This is a genomic window from Pseudarthrobacter sp. PvP004, assembly GCF_017876035.1.
In the GTDB taxonomy this organism is placed as follows: domain Bacteria; phylum Actinomycetota; class Actinomycetes; order Actinomycetales; family Micrococcaceae; genus Arthrobacter; species Arthrobacter aurescens_A.
The window spans coordinates 396,434-412,453 of the sequence record NZ_JAGINL010000001.1; the positions used below are offsets into that span (position 1 = coordinate 396,434).

The 16,020-nt window shown below is 62.6% G+C and carries 17 protein-coding genes; 8 read left to right on the forward strand and 9 right to left on the reverse strand.

Translation table 11 applies throughout. From position 1 onward, the window contains the following. Nucleotides 1-56 precede the first annotated feature (56 nt). The 4 genes from J3A64_RS01725 to J3A64_RS01740 are packed head-to-tail and all read left to right on the forward strand — an operon-like array spanning nt 57 to nt 3,363. A complete protein-coding gene (locus J3A64_RS01725; protein ID WP_011775644.1) occupies nt 57-506 on the forward strand; it encodes a MaoC family dehydratase N-terminal domain-containing protein in 450 nt (149 codons plus the stop codon). A 2-nt stretch (nt 507-508) separates the two neighbouring features. Then, nucleotides 509-946 (forward strand): MaoC family dehydratase, encoded by a 438-nt coding sequence (locus J3A64_RS01730; protein ID WP_011775643.1) that lies wholly within the window; start codon nt 509-511, stop codon nt 944-946. Nucleotides 947-996: 50 nt separating this feature from the next. Further along, entirely contained in the window at nt 997-2,286 is a 1,290-nt protein-coding gene (locus J3A64_RS01735; protein WP_238324345.1) for a sugar MFS transporter, read from the forward strand. A gap of 9 nt (nt 2,287-2,295) precedes the next feature. Next, nucleotides 2,296-3,363 carry a UDP-N-acetylmuramate dehydrogenase gene (locus J3A64_RS01740; protein WP_011775641.1) on the forward strand — a complete coding sequence of 356 codons (1,068 nt, stop codon included), beginning with the start codon at nt 2,296-2,298 and terminating at the stop codon, nt 3,361-3,363. A gap of 265 nt (nt 3,364-3,628) precedes the next feature. Here J3A64_RS01740 and J3A64_RS01745 read toward each other — a convergent pair whose 3' ends face one another. Then, a complete protein-coding gene (locus tag J3A64_RS01745; RefSeq protein ID WP_014922413.1) occupies nt 3,629-4,108 on the reverse strand; it encodes a hypothetical protein in 480 nt (159 codons plus the stop codon). A gap of 85 nt (nt 4,109-4,193) precedes the next feature. On the opposite strand from J3A64_RS01745, the gene J3A64_RS01750 reads away from it, so the two are divergent. Further along, the gene (locus J3A64_RS01750; RefSeq protein ID WP_210063526.1) at nt 4,194-5,324 is read left to right on the forward strand and encodes a winged helix DNA-binding domain-containing protein; all 1,131 of its coding nucleotides are present in this window, start codon (nt 4,194-4,196) and stop codon (nt 5,322-5,324) included. A gap of 633 nt (nt 5,325-5,957) precedes the next feature. Then, nucleotides 5,958-6,467 carry a DUF559 domain-containing protein gene (locus J3A64_RS23565; protein ID WP_286176136.1) on the forward strand — a complete coding sequence of 170 codons (510 nt, stop codon included), beginning with the start codon at nt 5,958-5,960 and terminating at the stop codon, nt 6,465-6,467. Between the two features lie 13 nt (nt 6,468-6,480). Here the strand turns inward: J3A64_RS23565 and asd are convergent, their stop codons facing one another. The 4 genes from asd to J3A64_RS01775 all read right to left on the reverse strand — a co-directional run bounded on the left by asd (nt 6,481) and on the right by J3A64_RS01775 (nt 9,361). Continuing rightward, on the reverse strand, nt 6,481-7,623 hold the full coding sequence (gene asd / locus J3A64_RS01760) for an aspartate-semialdehyde dehydrogenase (protein ID WP_011775637.1): 1,143 nt from the start codon (nt 7,621-7,623) through the stop codon (nt 6,481-6,483). 106 nt (nt 7,624-7,729) lie between these two features. Next, a complete protein-coding gene (locus J3A64_RS01765; protein ID WP_011775636.1) occupies nt 7,730-7,951 on the reverse strand; it encodes an NF038396 family protein in 222 nt (73 codons plus the stop codon). Between the two features lie 10 nt (nt 7,952-7,961). Next, nucleotides 7,962-8,561 (reverse strand): dihydrofolate reductase, encoded by a 600-nt coding sequence (locus tag J3A64_RS01770; RefSeq protein ID WP_014922409.1) that lies wholly within the window; start codon nt 8,559-8,561, stop codon nt 7,962-7,964. Continuing rightward, nucleotides 8,558-9,361, reverse strand: coding sequence for a thymidylate synthase (locus J3A64_RS01775; RefSeq protein ID WP_210063528.1), 804 nt, complete (start codon nt 9,359-9,361; stop codon nt 8,558-8,560). Before J3A64_RS01775 ends, J3A64_RS01770 begins: the two co-directional genes overlap by 4 nt. 329 nt (nt 9,362-9,690) lie before the next feature. Between J3A64_RS01775 and J3A64_RS01780 the strand changes: the two genes are divergently transcribed. After that, complete coding sequence (locus tag J3A64_RS01780; protein ID WP_011775633.1) at nt 9,691-10,035, forward strand: hypothetical protein; 345 nt, start codon at nt 9,691-9,693, stop codon at nt 10,033-10,035. 82 nt (nt 10,036-10,117) lie between these two features. Continuing rightward, the gene (locus tag J3A64_RS01785) at nt 10,118-10,450 is read left to right on the forward strand and encodes a hypothetical protein (RefSeq protein WP_014922407.1); all 333 of its coding nucleotides are present in this window, start codon (nt 10,118-10,120) and stop codon (nt 10,448-10,450) included. Nucleotides 10,451-10,587: 137 nt separating this feature from the next. On the opposite strand, the gene J3A64_RS01790 is transcribed toward J3A64_RS01785, so the two are convergent. The 4 genes from J3A64_RS01790 to J3A64_RS01805 all read right to left on the reverse strand — a co-directional run bounded on the left by J3A64_RS01790 (nt 10,588) and on the right by J3A64_RS01805 (nt 15,819). Next, entirely contained in the window at nt 10,588-11,556 is a 969-nt protein-coding gene (locus tag J3A64_RS01790) for an NUDIX hydrolase (protein WP_011775631.1), read from the reverse strand. A gap of 8 nt (nt 11,557-11,564) precedes the next feature. Continuing rightward, complete coding sequence (locus J3A64_RS01795) at nt 11,565-13,814, reverse strand: RNA degradosome polyphosphate kinase (RefSeq protein ID WP_011775630.1); 2,250 nt, start codon at nt 13,812-13,814, stop codon at nt 11,565-11,567. Between the two features lie 103 nt (nt 13,815-13,917). After that, nucleotides 13,918-14,889: a mycothiol synthase gene (mshD, locus tag J3A64_RS01800; RefSeq protein ID WP_210063529.1), complete on the reverse strand. Its 972-nt coding sequence runs from the start codon at nt 14,887-14,889 to the stop codon at nt 13,918-13,920. Between the two features lie 231 nt (nt 14,890-15,120). Continuing rightward, complete coding sequence (locus J3A64_RS01805) at nt 15,121-15,819, reverse strand: response regulator transcription factor (RefSeq protein ID WP_011775628.1); 699 nt, start codon at nt 15,817-15,819, stop codon at nt 15,121-15,123. Nucleotides 15,820-16,020 lie beyond the last annotated feature (201 nt).

Below are 16,020 nucleotides of genomic sequence, written 5' to 3' on the forward strand. Positions count from 1 at the left end.
CCTTCACCTCAGCAGCGCGCTGCACCCGCGCTCCCTCGGCCCGATAGGGTTGGAGCATGAGTATTAATCCGGACCTGCAGGGCCGAAGCTACCCTGCCGCAGAGGTATACGACGTCGGCCGAGAAAAGATCCGCGAGTTCGCCAAGGCCGTGAAAGCCAGCAACCCCGCGCACTTCGATGTTGAGGCTGCCAAGGCCTTGGGCCACAGCGACCTCGTCGCCCCGCCTACGTTTGCCATCATCGTCGCCCAGCGTGCTGACGCCCAATTGGTCCAGGACCCGGAGTCGGGCATCGACTTCTCCCGGGTGGTCCACGCCGACCAGAGGTTCACGCACCACCGGCCGATCGTCGCCGGCGACCGCCTTGTGGCAGAACTGCACGTTGACGGCGTCCGGGCCATGGGCGGGGGAGCCATGATCACTACACGTTCCGAGATTTCCACCGAGGCGGGCGAAAAGGTCGCCACTACAACGTCGTCCATCCTGGTCCGCGGAGAGGGACAGTAACCATGAGCCCTACATTCGAAGAACTGACGGTCGGCCAGGAAATCGGCACCCGCAGCATCGACGTCACCCGCCAGGACCTGGTCAAGTACGCAGGAGCTTCGGGCGACTTCAACCCGATCCACTGGAACGAATCGTTCGCAACCTCCGTGGAGCTTCCGGGCGTCATCGCCCACGGCATGTTCACCATGGGTGCCGCAGTGCAGTTGGTGAGCGACTGGGCAGGCGACCCCGCCGCCGTCGTCGACTACCAGACCCGCTTCACCAAACCCGTCCTCGTCACGGATACCACCGGCACCGATCAGGCAGGCGCGGTCATCGACGTCACCGGTGTGGTGGGAGCGCTCGACGACGATGCTCGCACAGCTCGCATCGACCTCACCGTCGTTGCGGCCGGACAGAAGGTCCTCATGAAGTCGCAGGCGGTTGTGAAGGTCTCTTGAACCGCCCGAACACCACTCATAGCAGCAAACCGTGCGCCACACCGACAGAAATGTCGCGGTGGCGCGCCGCTGTTCTTGCCTCCTACGCAGCCAGTGGCATCGCGTTCGCAACCTGGGTATCGCGCCTGCCCGCCATCCGCGACGGACTGGATCTCACTCCGGGCGGCATCGGCCTCTTGCTCATGTGCATGACGGTGGCGTCGTTCATCTCGATCTCAGCCTCGGGGCTGATTGTGCTAAGGCTCGGTCCCAAACTGACCACGAGGATCGGCAGTTGCATGGTGGGTGCGGGTCTTGTCACCGTGGGTGTTGGCACCTCGATTGCAGCCAATTCACTGGTGGTGGCAGCAGGCTTGGTAGTCCTTGGCTTGGGCACCGCCAGCTGGAACACTGCGTCCAATGTGGAAGGGGCGTCGCTGGAACGCGAGTTGGAGCGGCACATCATGCCGCACCTGCACGGCGCGTTCAGCCTCGGAACGGTGGCCGCTGCAGGCTTCGGCGCCTGGGCAGCCGCCATCCACATGCCGGTGTTCTGGCATTTCCTGATCTCGGGCGTTGTAGTGACTACTTCGGTTGTCACCGCTGGTTTCTGGTTCCGCGCGGAAAAGACCGCTGCAGCCACGCAAACTTACCGGCCTGTACAAACGGATACCTTCCAGGATCCCTCCACCGGGCCGCTGCCGATCATCACCTCCGAATCAGCCCAGCGAGACGCCAGCGAGGCCACAGCTCCGCTGGACAACAAGCGGCTGGTTGCCCTTGCCTGGCGTGACCGCCGGACTTTGCTCATTGGAGTTCTTGTCCTCGGCTTGGCCTTGGCCGAAGGAGCCGCCGGGGACTGGGTTGCTCTGGCTCTGGCCGACGGCTATGGGCAGTCTGACGCGGCGGGCGCTGTCGGCTACGGACTCTTCGTCACGTTCATGACCATCGGCCGCTTCACCGGGACTGTCATCCTGGATCGTTTTGGGCGTGTGGTGGTGATGCGCTGGTGCTCGGCTACCGCCGTCGTGGGTCTTTCGCTTTTCGTATTTTCTCCGGTCCCGTGGCTCGCGTTCGTGGCGTTGGCCGTATGGGGCCTGGGTGCCTCACTCGGGTTCCCCGTGGGGATGTCCGCGGCTGCCGATGATCCCGTTCACGCTGCGGCCCGGGTGTCCGTGGTATCCACCATCGGCTACGGTGCTTTCTTGTGTGGTCCTCCGCTCCTGGGGCTGCTGGCTGAACATTTTGGCATCCTGCATTCGCTGCTGGCGCCCTTGGTGCTGCTGGTGGTCAGCTTCTTCCTGGCACCCCTGGCCGGCCAAAAGACGGGGAAGTCCGCGCAGCCCAACGAAGCCCGTTAGGCTTGATTGGTGACCCAAACGCTGCTTTCCGAACTGACCACCGCTGCCGTTGGCGGCCCCGCGGGCAACTATGTTGAGGCCCGCACCGAAGCGGAGATTATCGACGCCGTCCGGTCGGCTGACGCTGCAGGCGAAAAACTCCTGATCATCGGCGGTGGGTCCAACCTGCTGATCTCCGACGACGGCTACCCCGGTACCGTCCTGAAGATCGCCTCCGAGGGGTTCACCGTGAACTCCGAAGACAGCTGCGGAGGCGTGTCAGTGGTAGTGCAGGCAGGCCACAACTGGGACGCTCTGGTAGAACACTCCGTGCTGCACGCCTGGTCCGGACTGGAAGCACTGTCCGGAATTCCGGGAGCCACCGGAGCCACCCCCGTGCAGAACGTCGGAGCGTACGGAGCAGATGTTTCACAAACCATTGCCGCTGTCCGCACATGGGACCGCGAACGCAACGCAGTGCAGACATTCACCAACTCCGAGCTCAAGTTCGGATACCGCGACTCCATCTTGAAGCAGACCACCGTCGAGGGATCGCCCCGCTACGTTGTGCTGACCGTGGAGTTCCAGTTGCCGCTGGGACGAATGAGTGCCCCCATCAGGTACGGTGAGCTGGCCCGCGTGCTGGGCGTAGAGGCCGGCAAGCGGGCGTACTCCAACGATGTGCGGCGGGAAGTCCTCCGGCTCCGCGCGTCCAAGGGCATGGTCCTGGACTCAGAAGACCGCGACACCTATTCCACGGGTTCGTTCTTCACCAACCCGATCGTGCCTGCGGAGCGTGCGTCGGTTTTGCCGGAGAACGCGCCCAAGTATCCCGCTGGTGACGACGGCCTGGTGAAATTGTCCGCTGCCTGGCTGATCGATCAGGCTGGATTCGGTAAGGGCTTCGGGCTCGAGGAATCCAGTGTCTCCGGCGGACGGGCTTCCCTGTCCACCAAGCACACCCTGGCAATCACCAACAGGGGTTCAGCTTCCGCCGCCGACATGGTGGCCATCGCGCGTGAGGTGCGTTCCGGCGTCGTCGAACGTTTTGGCATTGAACTGCACCCGGAACCATTGCTGATTGGCGTCAGCCTCTAGCGGGCTTGGCTTTCACCGCTTCGCGAGGGGTTAGCTCTCGGGACTTTGGGCGTGCGATACGGCCGAGACGTCGCCCCTCGGCGAGTGTGCACCTAGGGGAGTGGTTCGCGAGGGGTTAGCTCTCGGGACTTTGGGCGTGCGATACGGCCGAGACGTCGCCCCTCGGCGAGTGTGCACCTAGGGGAGTGGTTCGCGAGGGGTTAGCTCTCGGGACTTTGGGCGTGCGATACGGCCGAGACGTCGCCCCTCGGCGAAGGGACCCAACTCAGCGTGTGCGGCGCTCGGCGATCGGCAACACCTTGTTGAGCAGCAGGAACGTAAGCCCGCAGCTGACCGATCCCAACAAGAAGATCTGGCTGAACGCGATACTCTGCGGCGACGGCCCGCTGGGCATGAACAGGCCGGCAGTGGCGAAGCCGACCAAACCCAGGAGCAGGACGATCGCTCCGAGCAGGAAGCTGCGGACCTGTGCTGCAGCTGCCGGATAAAACCAAGGTTCGGGCGCGTCGTCGTCGCGATCGGCTACTGGCTGGGTGGCGGCAGCGGTTCCGATGAGCAGCGCGGCCGCCGCAGTTGCCACCAAGCTGACTGTCTGGATGGCTTGCATTGAAGGGGACAAGCTGACGCCCGTCCCCACAGCCACGATCAGCCCTGCGCCCAGCCCGACGAGCGTGCAGAACCAACCGGTGGTAGCCAACCACCGGCTCATCGGCCGCACAAACGGAGCAAGATCACCAAAAAGCATGAATCCATCCTAGGATCTCCTGCTGGGTGACGGCTGGGAGGCTCGGCAAGGTTCCCTGTGCTCGCTGGTCCTTTTACGATAAAGCATGCCTGCCGAGAGAACGAACCCCGCTCCGCGCGTCTTGGGCCGCTTGCGGCTCGCCAGCCAAGGCCTGTTGGGCGGCGGCTTTCCCGGAGTTCCGGAGGCGGTCCGGTGGATGACAGCCATGCAGGCGCAGGATCTTGGCTCAGCCTTGTGGGCGGTTGGGCAGCGCGTTCCAGGCACGGCTGCATCGGACGTCAGGGCCGCCCTTGACGCCGGGACGGTGGTCCGCTCATGGCCCATGCGCGGGACGCTGCATTTGCTCGCGCCTGAAGATCTTCGCTGGATCCTGGGCATCACGAGTGACCGATTGATGAATTCGACGGCGGGCCGACACCGCGAACTCAACATCACGCCCGACGACATCAGTCATTGCCGGGACATAGCTTTCAAAACCGCCGAGGTCCTCAAGGCGGAGGGGGCGCCAGGAGCAAGCAGGGAGCAGCTGTTCCAGGCGTTCGAGGAAGCCGGCCAAATCACCAAGGCACAGCGGGGGATCCACCTCTTGGGCAGCCTTTGCCAGCGCGCCTGGTTGGTCCAAGGACCGATGGCGGGGTCCAACGGCAAAGTGGGTGTGCAGCAACTGTTCGTGCCGTTCGGCGAGTGGATTCCGAACTCGAGGGAACTGGGACGTGAGGAAGGCATCGCCGAGCTTCTCTTTCGCTACGTCCTGAGCCACGGCCCTGCCACCATCAAGGATTTTTCGTGGTGGAGCCAGGTGCCCCTTACAGAGGCGCGTGCCGCCCTCAAGGAGGTACAGGACCGCCTGGTTGAAATGCAGTTCGGAGGCACCGCCTATTGGCTCTCGCCGGACACGGCAGCAATGCTCGACGACGGCGTCCCCGGCTCGCGCTCGTTGCTGGCGCTCCCGGGTTTCGACGAATTCCTTCTCGGATACCAGGACAGGAGCCTCGTGCTGGCTCCGGAGCATGCGGAGTTGGTGGTGCCGGGCAAGAACGGAGTGTTCAAACGGATCATGGTGTCCGGCGGAGAAGTGGTGGGAACGTGGGCCAGGACCGTGAGCGGCAAGACCATAGGCGTCGCTCCGGAGCCGTTCGCGGGGTGGTTGGGTCCGGCCGCTGAGCGCTCGTTCCAAGCTCAGGGACGGGCCTACCTGAAGTTCATGGCAGGCTGAGTTGGAGCCTCACGAACGCGTTGGCGGCCCGCAATTACGTTGCTGGCCAGCAACGTAATTGCGGCAGCACAACGAGTTTGTCCACATATGATGCCCGGCAGCTCGTTTCACAGCCCGCCCCGGACACACGATGGGCCGATGCAACGCAAAAAACTAGATGTATTGATCGCCAGCCATTGGCCGGACGCCGTCATTGCCACCACCACGGATCTCGCATTGAGAGGGCTGAGTGACCGGGTTTTGACCCTGGGCGTACGCTCCGGAATGCTGATCAGGCTCCGGCGTGGTGCCTACATTCGGACACTGGATTGGCGAACACAGAAACCGTGGGAGCAAGACCTGCTGCGGATACAGGCACATCATTCCAATGTGGGCCGCAGAAGCGTCTACAGTCATGCAAGTGCCGCCCGGCTGTATGGGTGCTCTCCGTGGGGTGCGGGTTCCACGGTTCACGTCACCATGCCGTTTTCACCTGCCCAGGCAAGCTCTGGTAAGGACGTCACAGCCCACGGCGGCCATTTGGAGCCGTCGGAAATGGTTGAGTTACAGGCGTCGTGGCCCCGGCCCGTACGTGTCACCAGTTTGGAGCGTACTGTCGTTGATTGTGCCCGGACCATGGACTTGGAAAGGGCTGTGGTTATCGCAGATCAAGCGCTCCGCCGCGGTGCGAATCAGCTGCTGCTTCAAACCTATGTGGACAGCGGCCGCATCACGCGGGGTGTTCGACGAGTGCGCCGTGTCCTTGAAGCGATGGATGCCAGGTCCGAATCGGTGGGGGAGACCCGGACACGGATTCTGCTGAGCAGGCTTGGCATCCGGGACGCCGTCCTTCAACTCGAGGTGGAAACCCCGCTCGGGCGATACCGGGGAGACTTCGGCTGGGAGGACCGTCGAGTGATTCTTGAGTTTGACGGCCGCGCCAAGTATTTCGACTACGCATCTACTGACGAGGTCCTTTTCAACGAACGTCGTCGGGAAAAGGCCCTTGCGGACTCTGGCTGGGAAGTTGTCCGGATTGATTGGGAACAACTCAGCAGGCCGTGGGAAGTGGAACGGAAGCTAAAAGCGGCGTTGGAGCGGAGGCCCTATTATCGTGGAAAACCCGCTGTCCCGAGGCCAAGTAGCAACGGAACAGCGGGTTAGAGACGTGGCAGGACTAGAGCTTGCCCGTCACGATGTTGAGCATGCGGCGGAGCGGCTCGGCTGCACCCCACAGGAGCTGGTCTCCCACGGTGAAGGCGCTGATGTACTCCGGGCCCATTTCGAGCTTGCGGATACGGCCCACCGGGATGTCCAGGGTTCCGGACGCTGCCACAGGGGTCAGGTCCGCCATGGAGGCTTCCTTGGTGTTGGGAACAACCTTGGCCCATTCGTTGTCCTTGGCCAGGAGGTTCTCGATTTCCGTCACGGACAGGTCTTCGCGCAGCTTGAGCGTGAGGGCCTGGGAGTGTGAACGCATGGCGCCGATGCGGATGCACAGGCCGTCCATGGCGATGTGGTCCTTACCTGCGGTGCCGTTGCCGGTGCCGAGAATTTTGTTGGTCTCTACTCCGGCTTTCCACTCTTCCTTGGACTGGCCGTTGCCCAGGTCGGCATCGATCCACGGAATGAGGGAGCCGGCCAGGGGCACGCCAAACTGGGTGGCGTCAACGCCGGTGCGCTGGGCCGCGAGGACCTTGTGGTCGATCTCGAGAATGGCGGACGCGGGATCGTCCAGTTCGCTGCTGACCTCGTTGTTGAGGGTGCCGAACTGGTTGAGGAGTTCACGCATGTGCCGGGCCCCGCCACCTGAAGCCGCCTGGTACGTCATGGAGGTGCCCCACTCGACCAGGTTGTTCTTGAACAGGCCGCCGAGGCCCATCAGCATGCAGGAAACCGTACAGTTGCCGCCGATGAAGTCCTTCACACCACCGGACAGTCCGGCGTCGATGACATCGCGGTTGATGGGGTCCAGCACGATGATCGAGTCGTCGTTCATGCGCAGCGTGGAAGCAGCATCGATCCACAGGCCATCCCAGCCGCGGTTGCGGAGTTCGCCGTGGACCTGCTTGGTGTAGTCGCCACCTTGGGCGGTGACAATAATCGGCAGCTTGGCCAGCGTCTCAATATCGAACGCATCCTCGAGCTTGCCGGCCCCATCAGCGAAGGACGGGGCGGCACCTCCTGCGTTCGAGGTGGAGAAAAATACCGGGTTGATGTTGGCGAAGTCGTTCTCGTCCTGCATGCGCTGCATCAGGACGGAGCCGACCATGCCACGCCAACCGACCAGTCCAACGGACGGATTAGCTGCTGTAGTCATTCACCAAGTCTAAACTTTCGGAGCACACCGCCGCTGTTGGTTACGTCACGCAGGTCAAGCACGACGACGGAACTCGCCACAGCGGCCCGCAAGCCGCCCGCCCGGGCTAGTGGCCGGCGTCGGGCTCTTGGAGAAGTACGGCCTTGCGCTTGCGCAGGGCGAAGAACGCCCCAAAGGTAAATACCTGTGTGACAACGATCAGCACTATGATCCCGGCAATTTTGTTGCCACCCAGGATCATGGTGAGCCCCACGATGGCAGAGATCAGGGCGAAAAGCGGCAGCAGCATGTAGCCCAGCACGAACAGGGTTTCGGGTTTCTTCAACATGCAGGCTTTCCTAGCTTTCTGTCCGGCGCCATGTGGTGAACCGGTAGTTGGTGCCGTTCTTGGCGGTGAGCCAGCCGTCGGCGGGGGCTACGGCGTCGAAGGTCCAATCATCACCGAGCTCGGGGGCATAGGTGTCACCCTCCAGGTCTGCGTCGATGATGGTGATGACCGCCAGGTTGGCGATGCCCATGGATTGTTCAAAGATTTCGCCGCCGCCGATGATCCAGACCTTCTGGCCACCCGGTGCGAACTGCGATTCCAGCAGCGCGGCGTCAAGGGAGGAAACCACGACGGCGCCCTCCGCCTCGGGCGTGGACCCCCACTCTGCGTTGCGGGTCACCACAATGTTGGTGCGGCCCGGGAGCGGACGGTACTTTTCGGGGAACGACAACCACGTTTTGCGGCCCATGATGACCGGGTGCCCTGTGGTGAGCTGGCTGAAGTGCTTGAGATCCTCGGGCAGGTGCCACGGCATGGCGCCGTCCTTGCCGATGACACCGGACTTTGTCTGCGCCCAGACCAGCCCGATGCCGGTCATGCTGGCCGCGGTTTCCTGGGTGAAGATAACTCCGGGAAGCTGAGCCGGAACGTCTGACGATGAAGTGCTCATACCGCGATCGGAGCCTTGATGGTGGGGTGGTGGCGGTAGTCCACAACCTCGAAGTCATTCAGCGTGTAGTCGAAGATGGAGTCCGGCTTGCGGAGGATTTTCAGCTGCGGGTATTCATACGGTTCCCGGCTGAGTTGCTCGGCAACCTGGTCCACGTGGTTGTCATAGACGTGGACGTCTCCGCCGGTCCAGACGAATTCGCCCGGCTCGAGCCCCAGCTGCTGCGCCACCATGCGGGTGAGCAGGGCGTAGGAGGCAATGTTGAAGGGGACGCCCAGGAAGGTGTCCGCGGAGCGCTGGTACAGCTGGCAGGACAATTTGCCGTCCGCAACATAGAACTGGAAGAACGCATGGCACGGCGGCAATGCCATGTCCTTGAGTTCGGAGACGTTCCATGCGGACACGATGTGCCTGCGGGAATCCGGGTTGGCTGCCAGATTGGTCATGAGCTCGGAGATCTGGTCGATGTGTCCACCGTCGGGGGTGGGCCAGCTTCGCCACTGCACGCCATAGACGGGACCGAGCTCGCCGTCGGCATCCGCCCATTCGTCCCAGATGGAGACGCCTTGGTCCTGCATCCACTTCACGTTCGAATCGCCGCGCAGGAACCACAGGAGCTCCACCGCCACGGACTTGAAGTGGACCCGCTTGGTGGTGATCAGGGGGAAGCTTTCGGCAAGATCGAACCGCAACTGGCGGCCGAAAACGCTGCGCGTTCCGGTTCCGGTGCGGTCCGACTTGTGCGTGCCGTTAGCCATGACGTCGCGCAGAAGGTCTTCATAAGGGGTGGGGATGCTCACGAGTCCAGCTTACTTGCCAGCCTGCCGCGAAGCAGATCTATGAGCGTTTCGTCACCCAAACCCGCTTCCCGCGCCATTCCTATCAATTCGTCGACGGCGGCAATCACCAGAGAGTCTCCACTTCGCTTGCATGCCGTCGGAACACCTAGACGCGCTTCGCCACCACCCAATTTTGGTGATTTTGTCCCCTAGTCGTAGCAAAAACAGCACCTAGTTTGCTCTTTTTGTCACCTAGACGGCTTCTGATGGGGGAATCTGGGCTGGCGTGGTGACCACGCCGCAGGGGCTTCGGCCCGCCACACGACCGACCACTTCACTTAGGAGATTCAATGGCCATTTTTGATATGGGTGCCGAGACGCTCGGGAATCTGAGTAAGCAAACGGACGCGTCCCATCAGGATCTCGGCGCGTTGGTGCGGCGTTTCGTGGATGCCGTGACCCCGTTGGAGGGCAAGTTCAGCGGCGCTGGCAAGGCCGCGTTCGACTCCTTCAAGAACCGCTCGGATCTGGTCGCGTCCGAGCTGAACACCGCCCTGGCCGGCATTGTCCAGGGCCAGTCCGGGATGAACACCGCTTTCACCCAGGGCGACCTGACAGCTTCGGATAACGCGCGCCGCGGGCCAAAGCTTCGAGGACGATTTTTCAGCGCAATGCCTCGATCACTGGCTGGATGAATGTAGGGATCGGTCATATACACGCGGCGTTGGATCTTGGACAACAGCAGAAATCCACGTTTTTCCTAACAAGGCTGGCCGCTTGGATGTCTTCGATGAGGAACATCTCGAACGAATGAGCAACGGCCGTTGGCACCCCGGCGGCAAGCCCGTCGGTGCACAGACTTGGGCACAACAGCTCCTTAAATACCCCCGGACCGTGGAAAACATTCCAGCGTGGATGTGGGATATTTTCCGGGCCGAGGGCGTCACGCCGCCGATCTACAACCCCGAGTTCAACTCTGTGGATTGGAAGAACCGGCGCCGCCCTGTGAGGGAGCGCGGAACGGACCTCTCCGTCGAACCAACAATTATCGATCCGTCCAAAGAGCCAGGCTTCTGGACGAATCTCAGCAAGAAACTCTTCGGCAGCTAGGACGGCCGAGGTCATCGTCCGGGTGTTCGAACCTTGCCGACCCTGTTGCAGGACTGCCTCGGCGGCAGGGAAACCACGTGACAGCCTGCAACAGTTCGGCATATCGACATCGGAGAACGAAACTCCCCGCCGCCCAGCTAGTCGTCGAAAGGCTTGACCTGCTCCACGGACACAATCTTCCGTTCGGACCCCCGCGCTACCTGGCACACGATGACCTCACCCGGCGACAGGTAGGGGTCTGCGGAAGGAAGTAGGGCACGCAGGGTTTGCGACATGTGCTGACCCAGCTGCTTCAGCGCCGTGGGCAGGGCGGGGCGATGCGTGCACACGGCGATCGGCAGCTGTTTGTCGAACAAGGCCTCAACTGCGGCAGCCGTCTTCTTGGGGGAGCGCTGATGGGTGTGCTCGGTGAGTGCTTCCACCAGTTTCACCTTGACGCCGCTGGCCTTGGCGTAGGGGGCGATAGTGGCCACACAACGGGCCCAGGGACTGGTCACTACCCGCTGCGGCTTCCACACTTCCAAAAGGCGCTGGACAGCAACTGCCTGCCGCTGGCCCGTGGCTGCCAAGGGGCGATCGCCCTCGGCTTTGGTCCATGAGGACCGCGGCTTCGCCTTCGCATGGCGGATCAGCACCAACGGCCACGTGTCCAATTCCCCGCGGACATGGGCCTTCTCGAGGTATTCCAGCGGCTCCACGTCCGACGGGTTGCTCAGGAAGCTGGCTGCCCGGTCCGGGCTGCACCACATGACGCTGTCCACTTCTTTGCCGTCGGGCCGAAGCTGCGCTCCATTGACCTTGACGGCCCAGTAGCGGACCACCTTCAGTCCGGCAGCCACATGGTAGTGAATCGCCGGAAGCGGGATGCCCAATGGGGCCTGGAGCCCGATCTCTTCCCACACCTCACGTGCGGCGCACTCCGGAACTGTCTCGCCGGCGTCGAGTTTTCCTTTGGGCCATGACCAATCGTCGTAACGGGGACGATGGATCAGGAGGACCTCAAGAGCGCCTTTGGTGACGCGCCAGGGAATGGCGCCGGCGGCTACAACGGCCACCGGCTCGCCGGGGTGGTCTGTTTGATCCGCCACGGGGGTATCGCTGTTCAATTCGGTCCTTACCGCCGGGCCGCAGCGCGCTGGCGGGAGCGGGAAGCCAGGAGCCAGGACTGCATGTCCAGCAACGGCTTGCCCTCGTCGTCCAAGTGGTGCCTGGTCCAGTGTCCGTGATTGTCCAGATGCCAGCTGGCCGTCCCGTCGTCAACATAGCGACGCATCAGGTCCATGACGGTGGCCGTGTCTTCCTTGCTGGCCAGCTGCACCAGTGCCTCCACCCGGCGGTCCAGGTTGCGATGCATCATGTCGGCGGAGCCGATGTACACCACGGGCTCGCCACCGTTGCCAAAGGCAAAGACGCGTGAGTGTTCCAGGAAGCGGCCCAGCACGGAGCGGACCGTGATGTTCTCGCTGAGGCCCGGCACTCCCGGGCGCAGCGAGCAGATGCCGCGCACTACGACGTCAACCTTCACGCCGGCCTGCGAGGCGCGGTAGAGGGCGTCGATGATGGCTTCGTCCACCATCGAGTTGACCTTGATCTGCACCAAACCGGGGACGCCGGCACGGGCGTTGCGGATTTCGGCTTCGATTCTGTCCACCAAGCCGGCACGTACCGAGCGCGGTGCTACGAGCAACCTCTTGAACGTTGACTTCGGGGCGTAGCCGGAGAGCTGGTTGAACAGCTTGGACAGGTCTTCGCCCACTTGCTCGTTGGCGGTCAGCAGGCCAAGGTCTTCGTAATAGCGTGCTGTGCGCGGGTGGTAGTTGCCGGTGCCGATGTGGCAGTAGCGGCGCAGCCCGTCCACTTCCTGGCGCACCACCAACGACAACTTGCAGTGGGTTTTCAAACCAACAATGCCGTACACCACATGGACGCCTGCTTGCTCTAGCTTTCGTGCCCAGGAAATGTTGGCCTGCTCGTCAAAGCGGGCCTTGATTTCCACGAGGGCCAGAACCTGCTTGCCCGCTTCCGCAGCATCAATCAGGGCATCAACGATGGGGGAGTCACCGGACGTGCGGTACAACGTTTGCTTGATGGCCTGCACCTTGGGATCCGCTGCGGCCTGCTCCAGGAAGGCCTGAACGGAGGTGGAGAAGGAGTCGTAGGGGTGGTGGAGCAGGATGTCCCGGCGCCGCATGGCGGCAAAGACGTTGGCGGCCTTGGACGTCTCGGACTCGTTGAGGTACCGGGACGTGTGTGGCACGTGCTTGGGGTAGTGAAGGTCGGCGCGGTCAATGCCGCTGATTGCGGACAGGCCGCGGAGGTCCAACGGCGCGGGGACGGAGTACACCTCGGATTCTTCGACGCCAAGTTCCCGGATCAGCAGGGCCTTGATATTCGGGTTGATGTCCGTGGTGACTTCAAGGCGGACCGGCGGGCCAAAACGGCGCCGCAGGAGTTCCTTCTCCAGAGCCTGCAGCAGGTTTTCGGCGTCGTCCTCTTCTACTTCCAGGTCCTCGTTACGGGTGACGCGGAAGGTGTGGTGCTCCAGGACTTCCATGCCGGGGAAGAGCTTGTCCAGGTGGACAGCGATGACTTCTTCCAGGGCAATGAACCGGGCCACGCGGCCCGGGATGGCACCTGCGCGCGGTCCGTCCACGGAAATGAGGCGGGGTAGCTGATCCGGAACCTTCACACGGGCAAAGAGTTCCTTGTCGCTGATCGGGTTGCTCACGATCACGGCAAGGTTGAGGGAAAGACCCGAAATGTAGGGGAAGGGGTGCGCCGGGTCCACTGCCAGAGGCGTCAGGATGGGGAAGACCTTCTCCTGGAACATGATGCTGATCCGGTGGCGGGCATCCTCATCCAGTTCATTCCAGTGCATGATGTGGATGTGTTCGTAGGCCAGGGCGGGACGGATCTGCTCGGCGAAGACCCGTGCGTGGCGTTCCTGCAGCTTGTGGGCTTCTTCGCTGATCTGTTCCAGCACCTCGATGGGGCTCAGGCCCGCAGGGGAGGGCACGGCGAGCCCGGTGGCGATGCGGCGCTTGAGGCCAGCCACGCGAACCATGAAGAACTCGTCAAGGTTGGAGGCGAAGATGGAAAGAAAATTGACACGTTCCAGCAGGAAAAGGTCAGGATCTTCGGCGAGTTCCAGCACACGGGAGTTGAAGGCCAGCCAGCTCAGTTCGCGGTCCAGGAAACGGTCCGGGGTGATGTCGCCCTCGGGCTCCAGGCTCGGTGCGAATTCCGGAATGTCGATGCGGTCCTGGGTGGCTCGCGATGCCGGCACTTCCGATGATCCGAAGCGCGGGGGCAGTGTTGCGCCCTTCGAGGTGGATCCGGCGGTGCCGACGGGGTCCGGCTGCATGGGGTTCTCCTAAGCTCAGGACGGGGTTTCCTCCCACATTACAAGCAATTCCGGCGCTCGAATCCAAGATGTCACCTGCTTTCCGGCAACTGATCCCGTCAGGTTAATTTTTGGTTAAAGGCCCATACATCACATCGGTGTCCCAGCGAACAAAGCCAAGTTTCTGATATAGGGCTACTGCTGCCTCGTTGTCAGCGTCTACGTAGAGCATCACGGCATGCAGGCCCTGGTCCTGAAGGTGCTTGATGCCGGCAACCGTCAGGGCCTTGCCCAGGCCCAATCCTTGCGCCTCCGGGGTCACGCCAACCACATACACCTCGCCGATTGCCGGGTGCGGCCCTTGCCGGGGGTGGACCTTGGTCCAGTGGAAACCCAAAAGCTCACCCTCGGCATTCACGGCCAGCAGGAAGCCAGCGGGATCGAACCAATCTTCAGCCTTGCGCGCCTCTAGGTCCGCCCGCGTCATGGAACCCTGCTCGGGGTGATGGGAGAACGCAGCACTGTTGGCTGTCAGCCACGCCTGCTCATCCTGGCCCGGGACGAAGGCGCGGAGTGAAACGCCGTCCGGGAGTCCGGCGTCGGGCAGTGCAGAGGTTGAAGACATCAACCGCATTTTCCACAGTTCGCGCACCGGGCCGTAGCCGAAGCGCGTGGCCAGCTCGGCGGCGGCCTCGTGGTTGCCGTGCGACCATGCACTCAATCCGCCGAGGCCCCGTTTGCCTTGCAGTGCGTCCAGCAGTCGACCTGCAACGCCCTGGTTGCGGTAGCTCGGGTGGACAGCCAGTTCCAGCACGCCGCTTTCGTCGCCATTTTCAACGACGACGGCGACGCCAGCCAGGTCTTCGGCAGTGGCGGGATCGGAATCTTCGTCCGGGGCGTACAGGACGAAGGACAGAACAGAATGATCCCCCGCGTCCGCACCGCGCAGCGTGACCAACGTCTGCTCGGAGAAGGGAGGATTCCCGTCGGACTCTCCGGCAGCAGCGGCAAGGGTCTTGACGTCCCTGAGAAGTTCGGTGTCCAAGGCTCCGGCAATGATCAGTACGGGCCAGTTTTCCGGGTGCGCGTGACTCATGATGCAAGGCTATACGCCCGGCGCAAGCCCCGGGATTTGATGTCACTGGAAATGGGAGGTAGTGTCGTTATCTCGTTCGGCTTTCCGGTTTGTCCATAAGTCAGCACAGGGGGGATCCACCAGTGGGGTGGCCTCGATACGTTCGACCCGTATGTCCTCCACCAAGAAACGAAGAAAGAGGCCAGGATCCGTGTGGATTCTGGCCTCTTCTGTGTTTGCTCTGTTGGCCGCTTAGGCCTCGGACAGCTCATCGTCCGGGAGGCGGACAAGGGTGAGCCGGTAGCCGACGTTGCGGACCGTGCTGATCAGGTTTTCGTGGTCCACGCCCAGCTTGGCGCGAAGCCGCCGGATGTGGACGTCCACTGTCCGGGTGCCTCCGTAGTAGTCGTAGCCCCAGACTTCGGTCAGCAGTTGTTGGCGGGTAAATACGCGCCCCGGGTGCTGGGCCAGATACTTCAGGAGTTCGAATTCCTTGAACGTCAGGTTCAGGGGCTGGCCGCTGACCCGGGCGGTATAGCTTGCTTCGTCAATCACGACGCCGGCTGCCCGGATTTCGGTCTGCGTCTCCTCTTCGCCCGGCACAGCACGCGCCATGGCCAGCCTGATGCGGGCCTCGACTTCCGCGGGGCCGGCGGAGTCCAACACGATGTCATCTACTGCCCACGCGGACGAGACAGCAGCCATGCCGCCTTCCGTGAGGATCAGCATGAGGGGTGCGCTCAGGCCGGTGGCCTTCAACAACTGGGTCAATGAGCGGGCGCCCACCAGATCCTTGCGGGCATCCAGGAAGACGATATCCGTGGGATCAGTTTCCAGCAGAGCAGTGGGTTCTGCCGGGAGGATATGCACGCGGTGGTTGAGCAGTTCCAAGGCAGGCAAAATGTCCACCGAAGAGCCGGGGCTGTTCGTTAGGAGCAGGATGTGCGACATAGTTCCTCCAATGGGCTTTACGCGCATCATCGGGCGTCGAAACCGGAGTCTCACCGGTCGGTCACAGCGCGCGGGCCGCCTCTGCCCGTTGTAACGGGATCAAGGCCAACACAGTGCGCCGTTGAAGTCTGAGTATACCCACCAGTGCCCTGCGACACAGGGATTCGTGACGGGCCAACGCTGGAATTACGACATATTGGG

Coding starts and splice junctions, on each gene's coding strand:
- J3A64_RS01725 (WP_011775644.1), top strand. CDS start 57: ATGAGTATTAATCCGGACCTGCAGGGCCGAAGCTACCCTGCCGCAGAG.
- J3A64_RS01735 (WP_238324345.1), top strand. CDS start 997: ATGTCGCGGTGGCGCGCCGCTGTTCTTGCCTCCTACGCAGCCAGTGGC.
- J3A64_RS01750 (WP_210063526.1), top strand. CDS start 4,194: ATGCCTGCCGAGAGAACGAACCCCGCTCCGCGCGTCTTGGGCCGCTTG.
- J3A64_RS01745 (WP_014922413.1), bottom strand. CDS start 4,108: ATGCTTTTTGGTGATCTTGCTCCGTTTGTGCGGCCGATGAGCCGGTGG.
- mshD (WP_210063529.1), bottom strand. CDS start 14,889: ATGAGTCACGCGCACCCGGAAAACTGGCCCGTACTGATCATTGCCGGA.
- J3A64_RS01730 (WP_011775643.1), top strand. CDS start 509: ATGAGCCCTACATTCGAAGAACTGACGGTCGGCCAGGAAATCGGCACC.
- J3A64_RS01770 (WP_014922409.1), bottom strand. CDS start 8,561: ATGAGCACTTCATCGTCAGACGTTCCGGCTCAGCTTCCCGGAGTTATC.
- J3A64_RS01765 (WP_011775636.1), bottom strand. CDS start 7,951: ATGTTGAAGAAACCCGAAACCCTGTTCGTGCTGGGCTACATGCTGCTG.
- J3A64_RS01805 (WP_011775628.1), bottom strand. CDS start 15,819: ATGTCGCACATCCTGCTCCTAACGAACAGCCCCGGCTCTTCGGTGGAC.
- asd (WP_011775637.1), bottom strand. CDS start 7,623: ATGACTACAGCAGCTAATCCGTCCGTTGGACTGGTCGGTTGGCGTGGC.
- J3A64_RS01780 (WP_011775633.1), top strand. CDS start 9,691: ATGGCCATTTTTGATATGGGTGCCGAGACGCTCGGGAATCTGAGTAAG.
- J3A64_RS01795 (WP_011775630.1), bottom strand. CDS start 13,814: ATGCAGCCGGACCCCGTCGGCACCGCCGGATCCACCTCGAAGGGCGCA.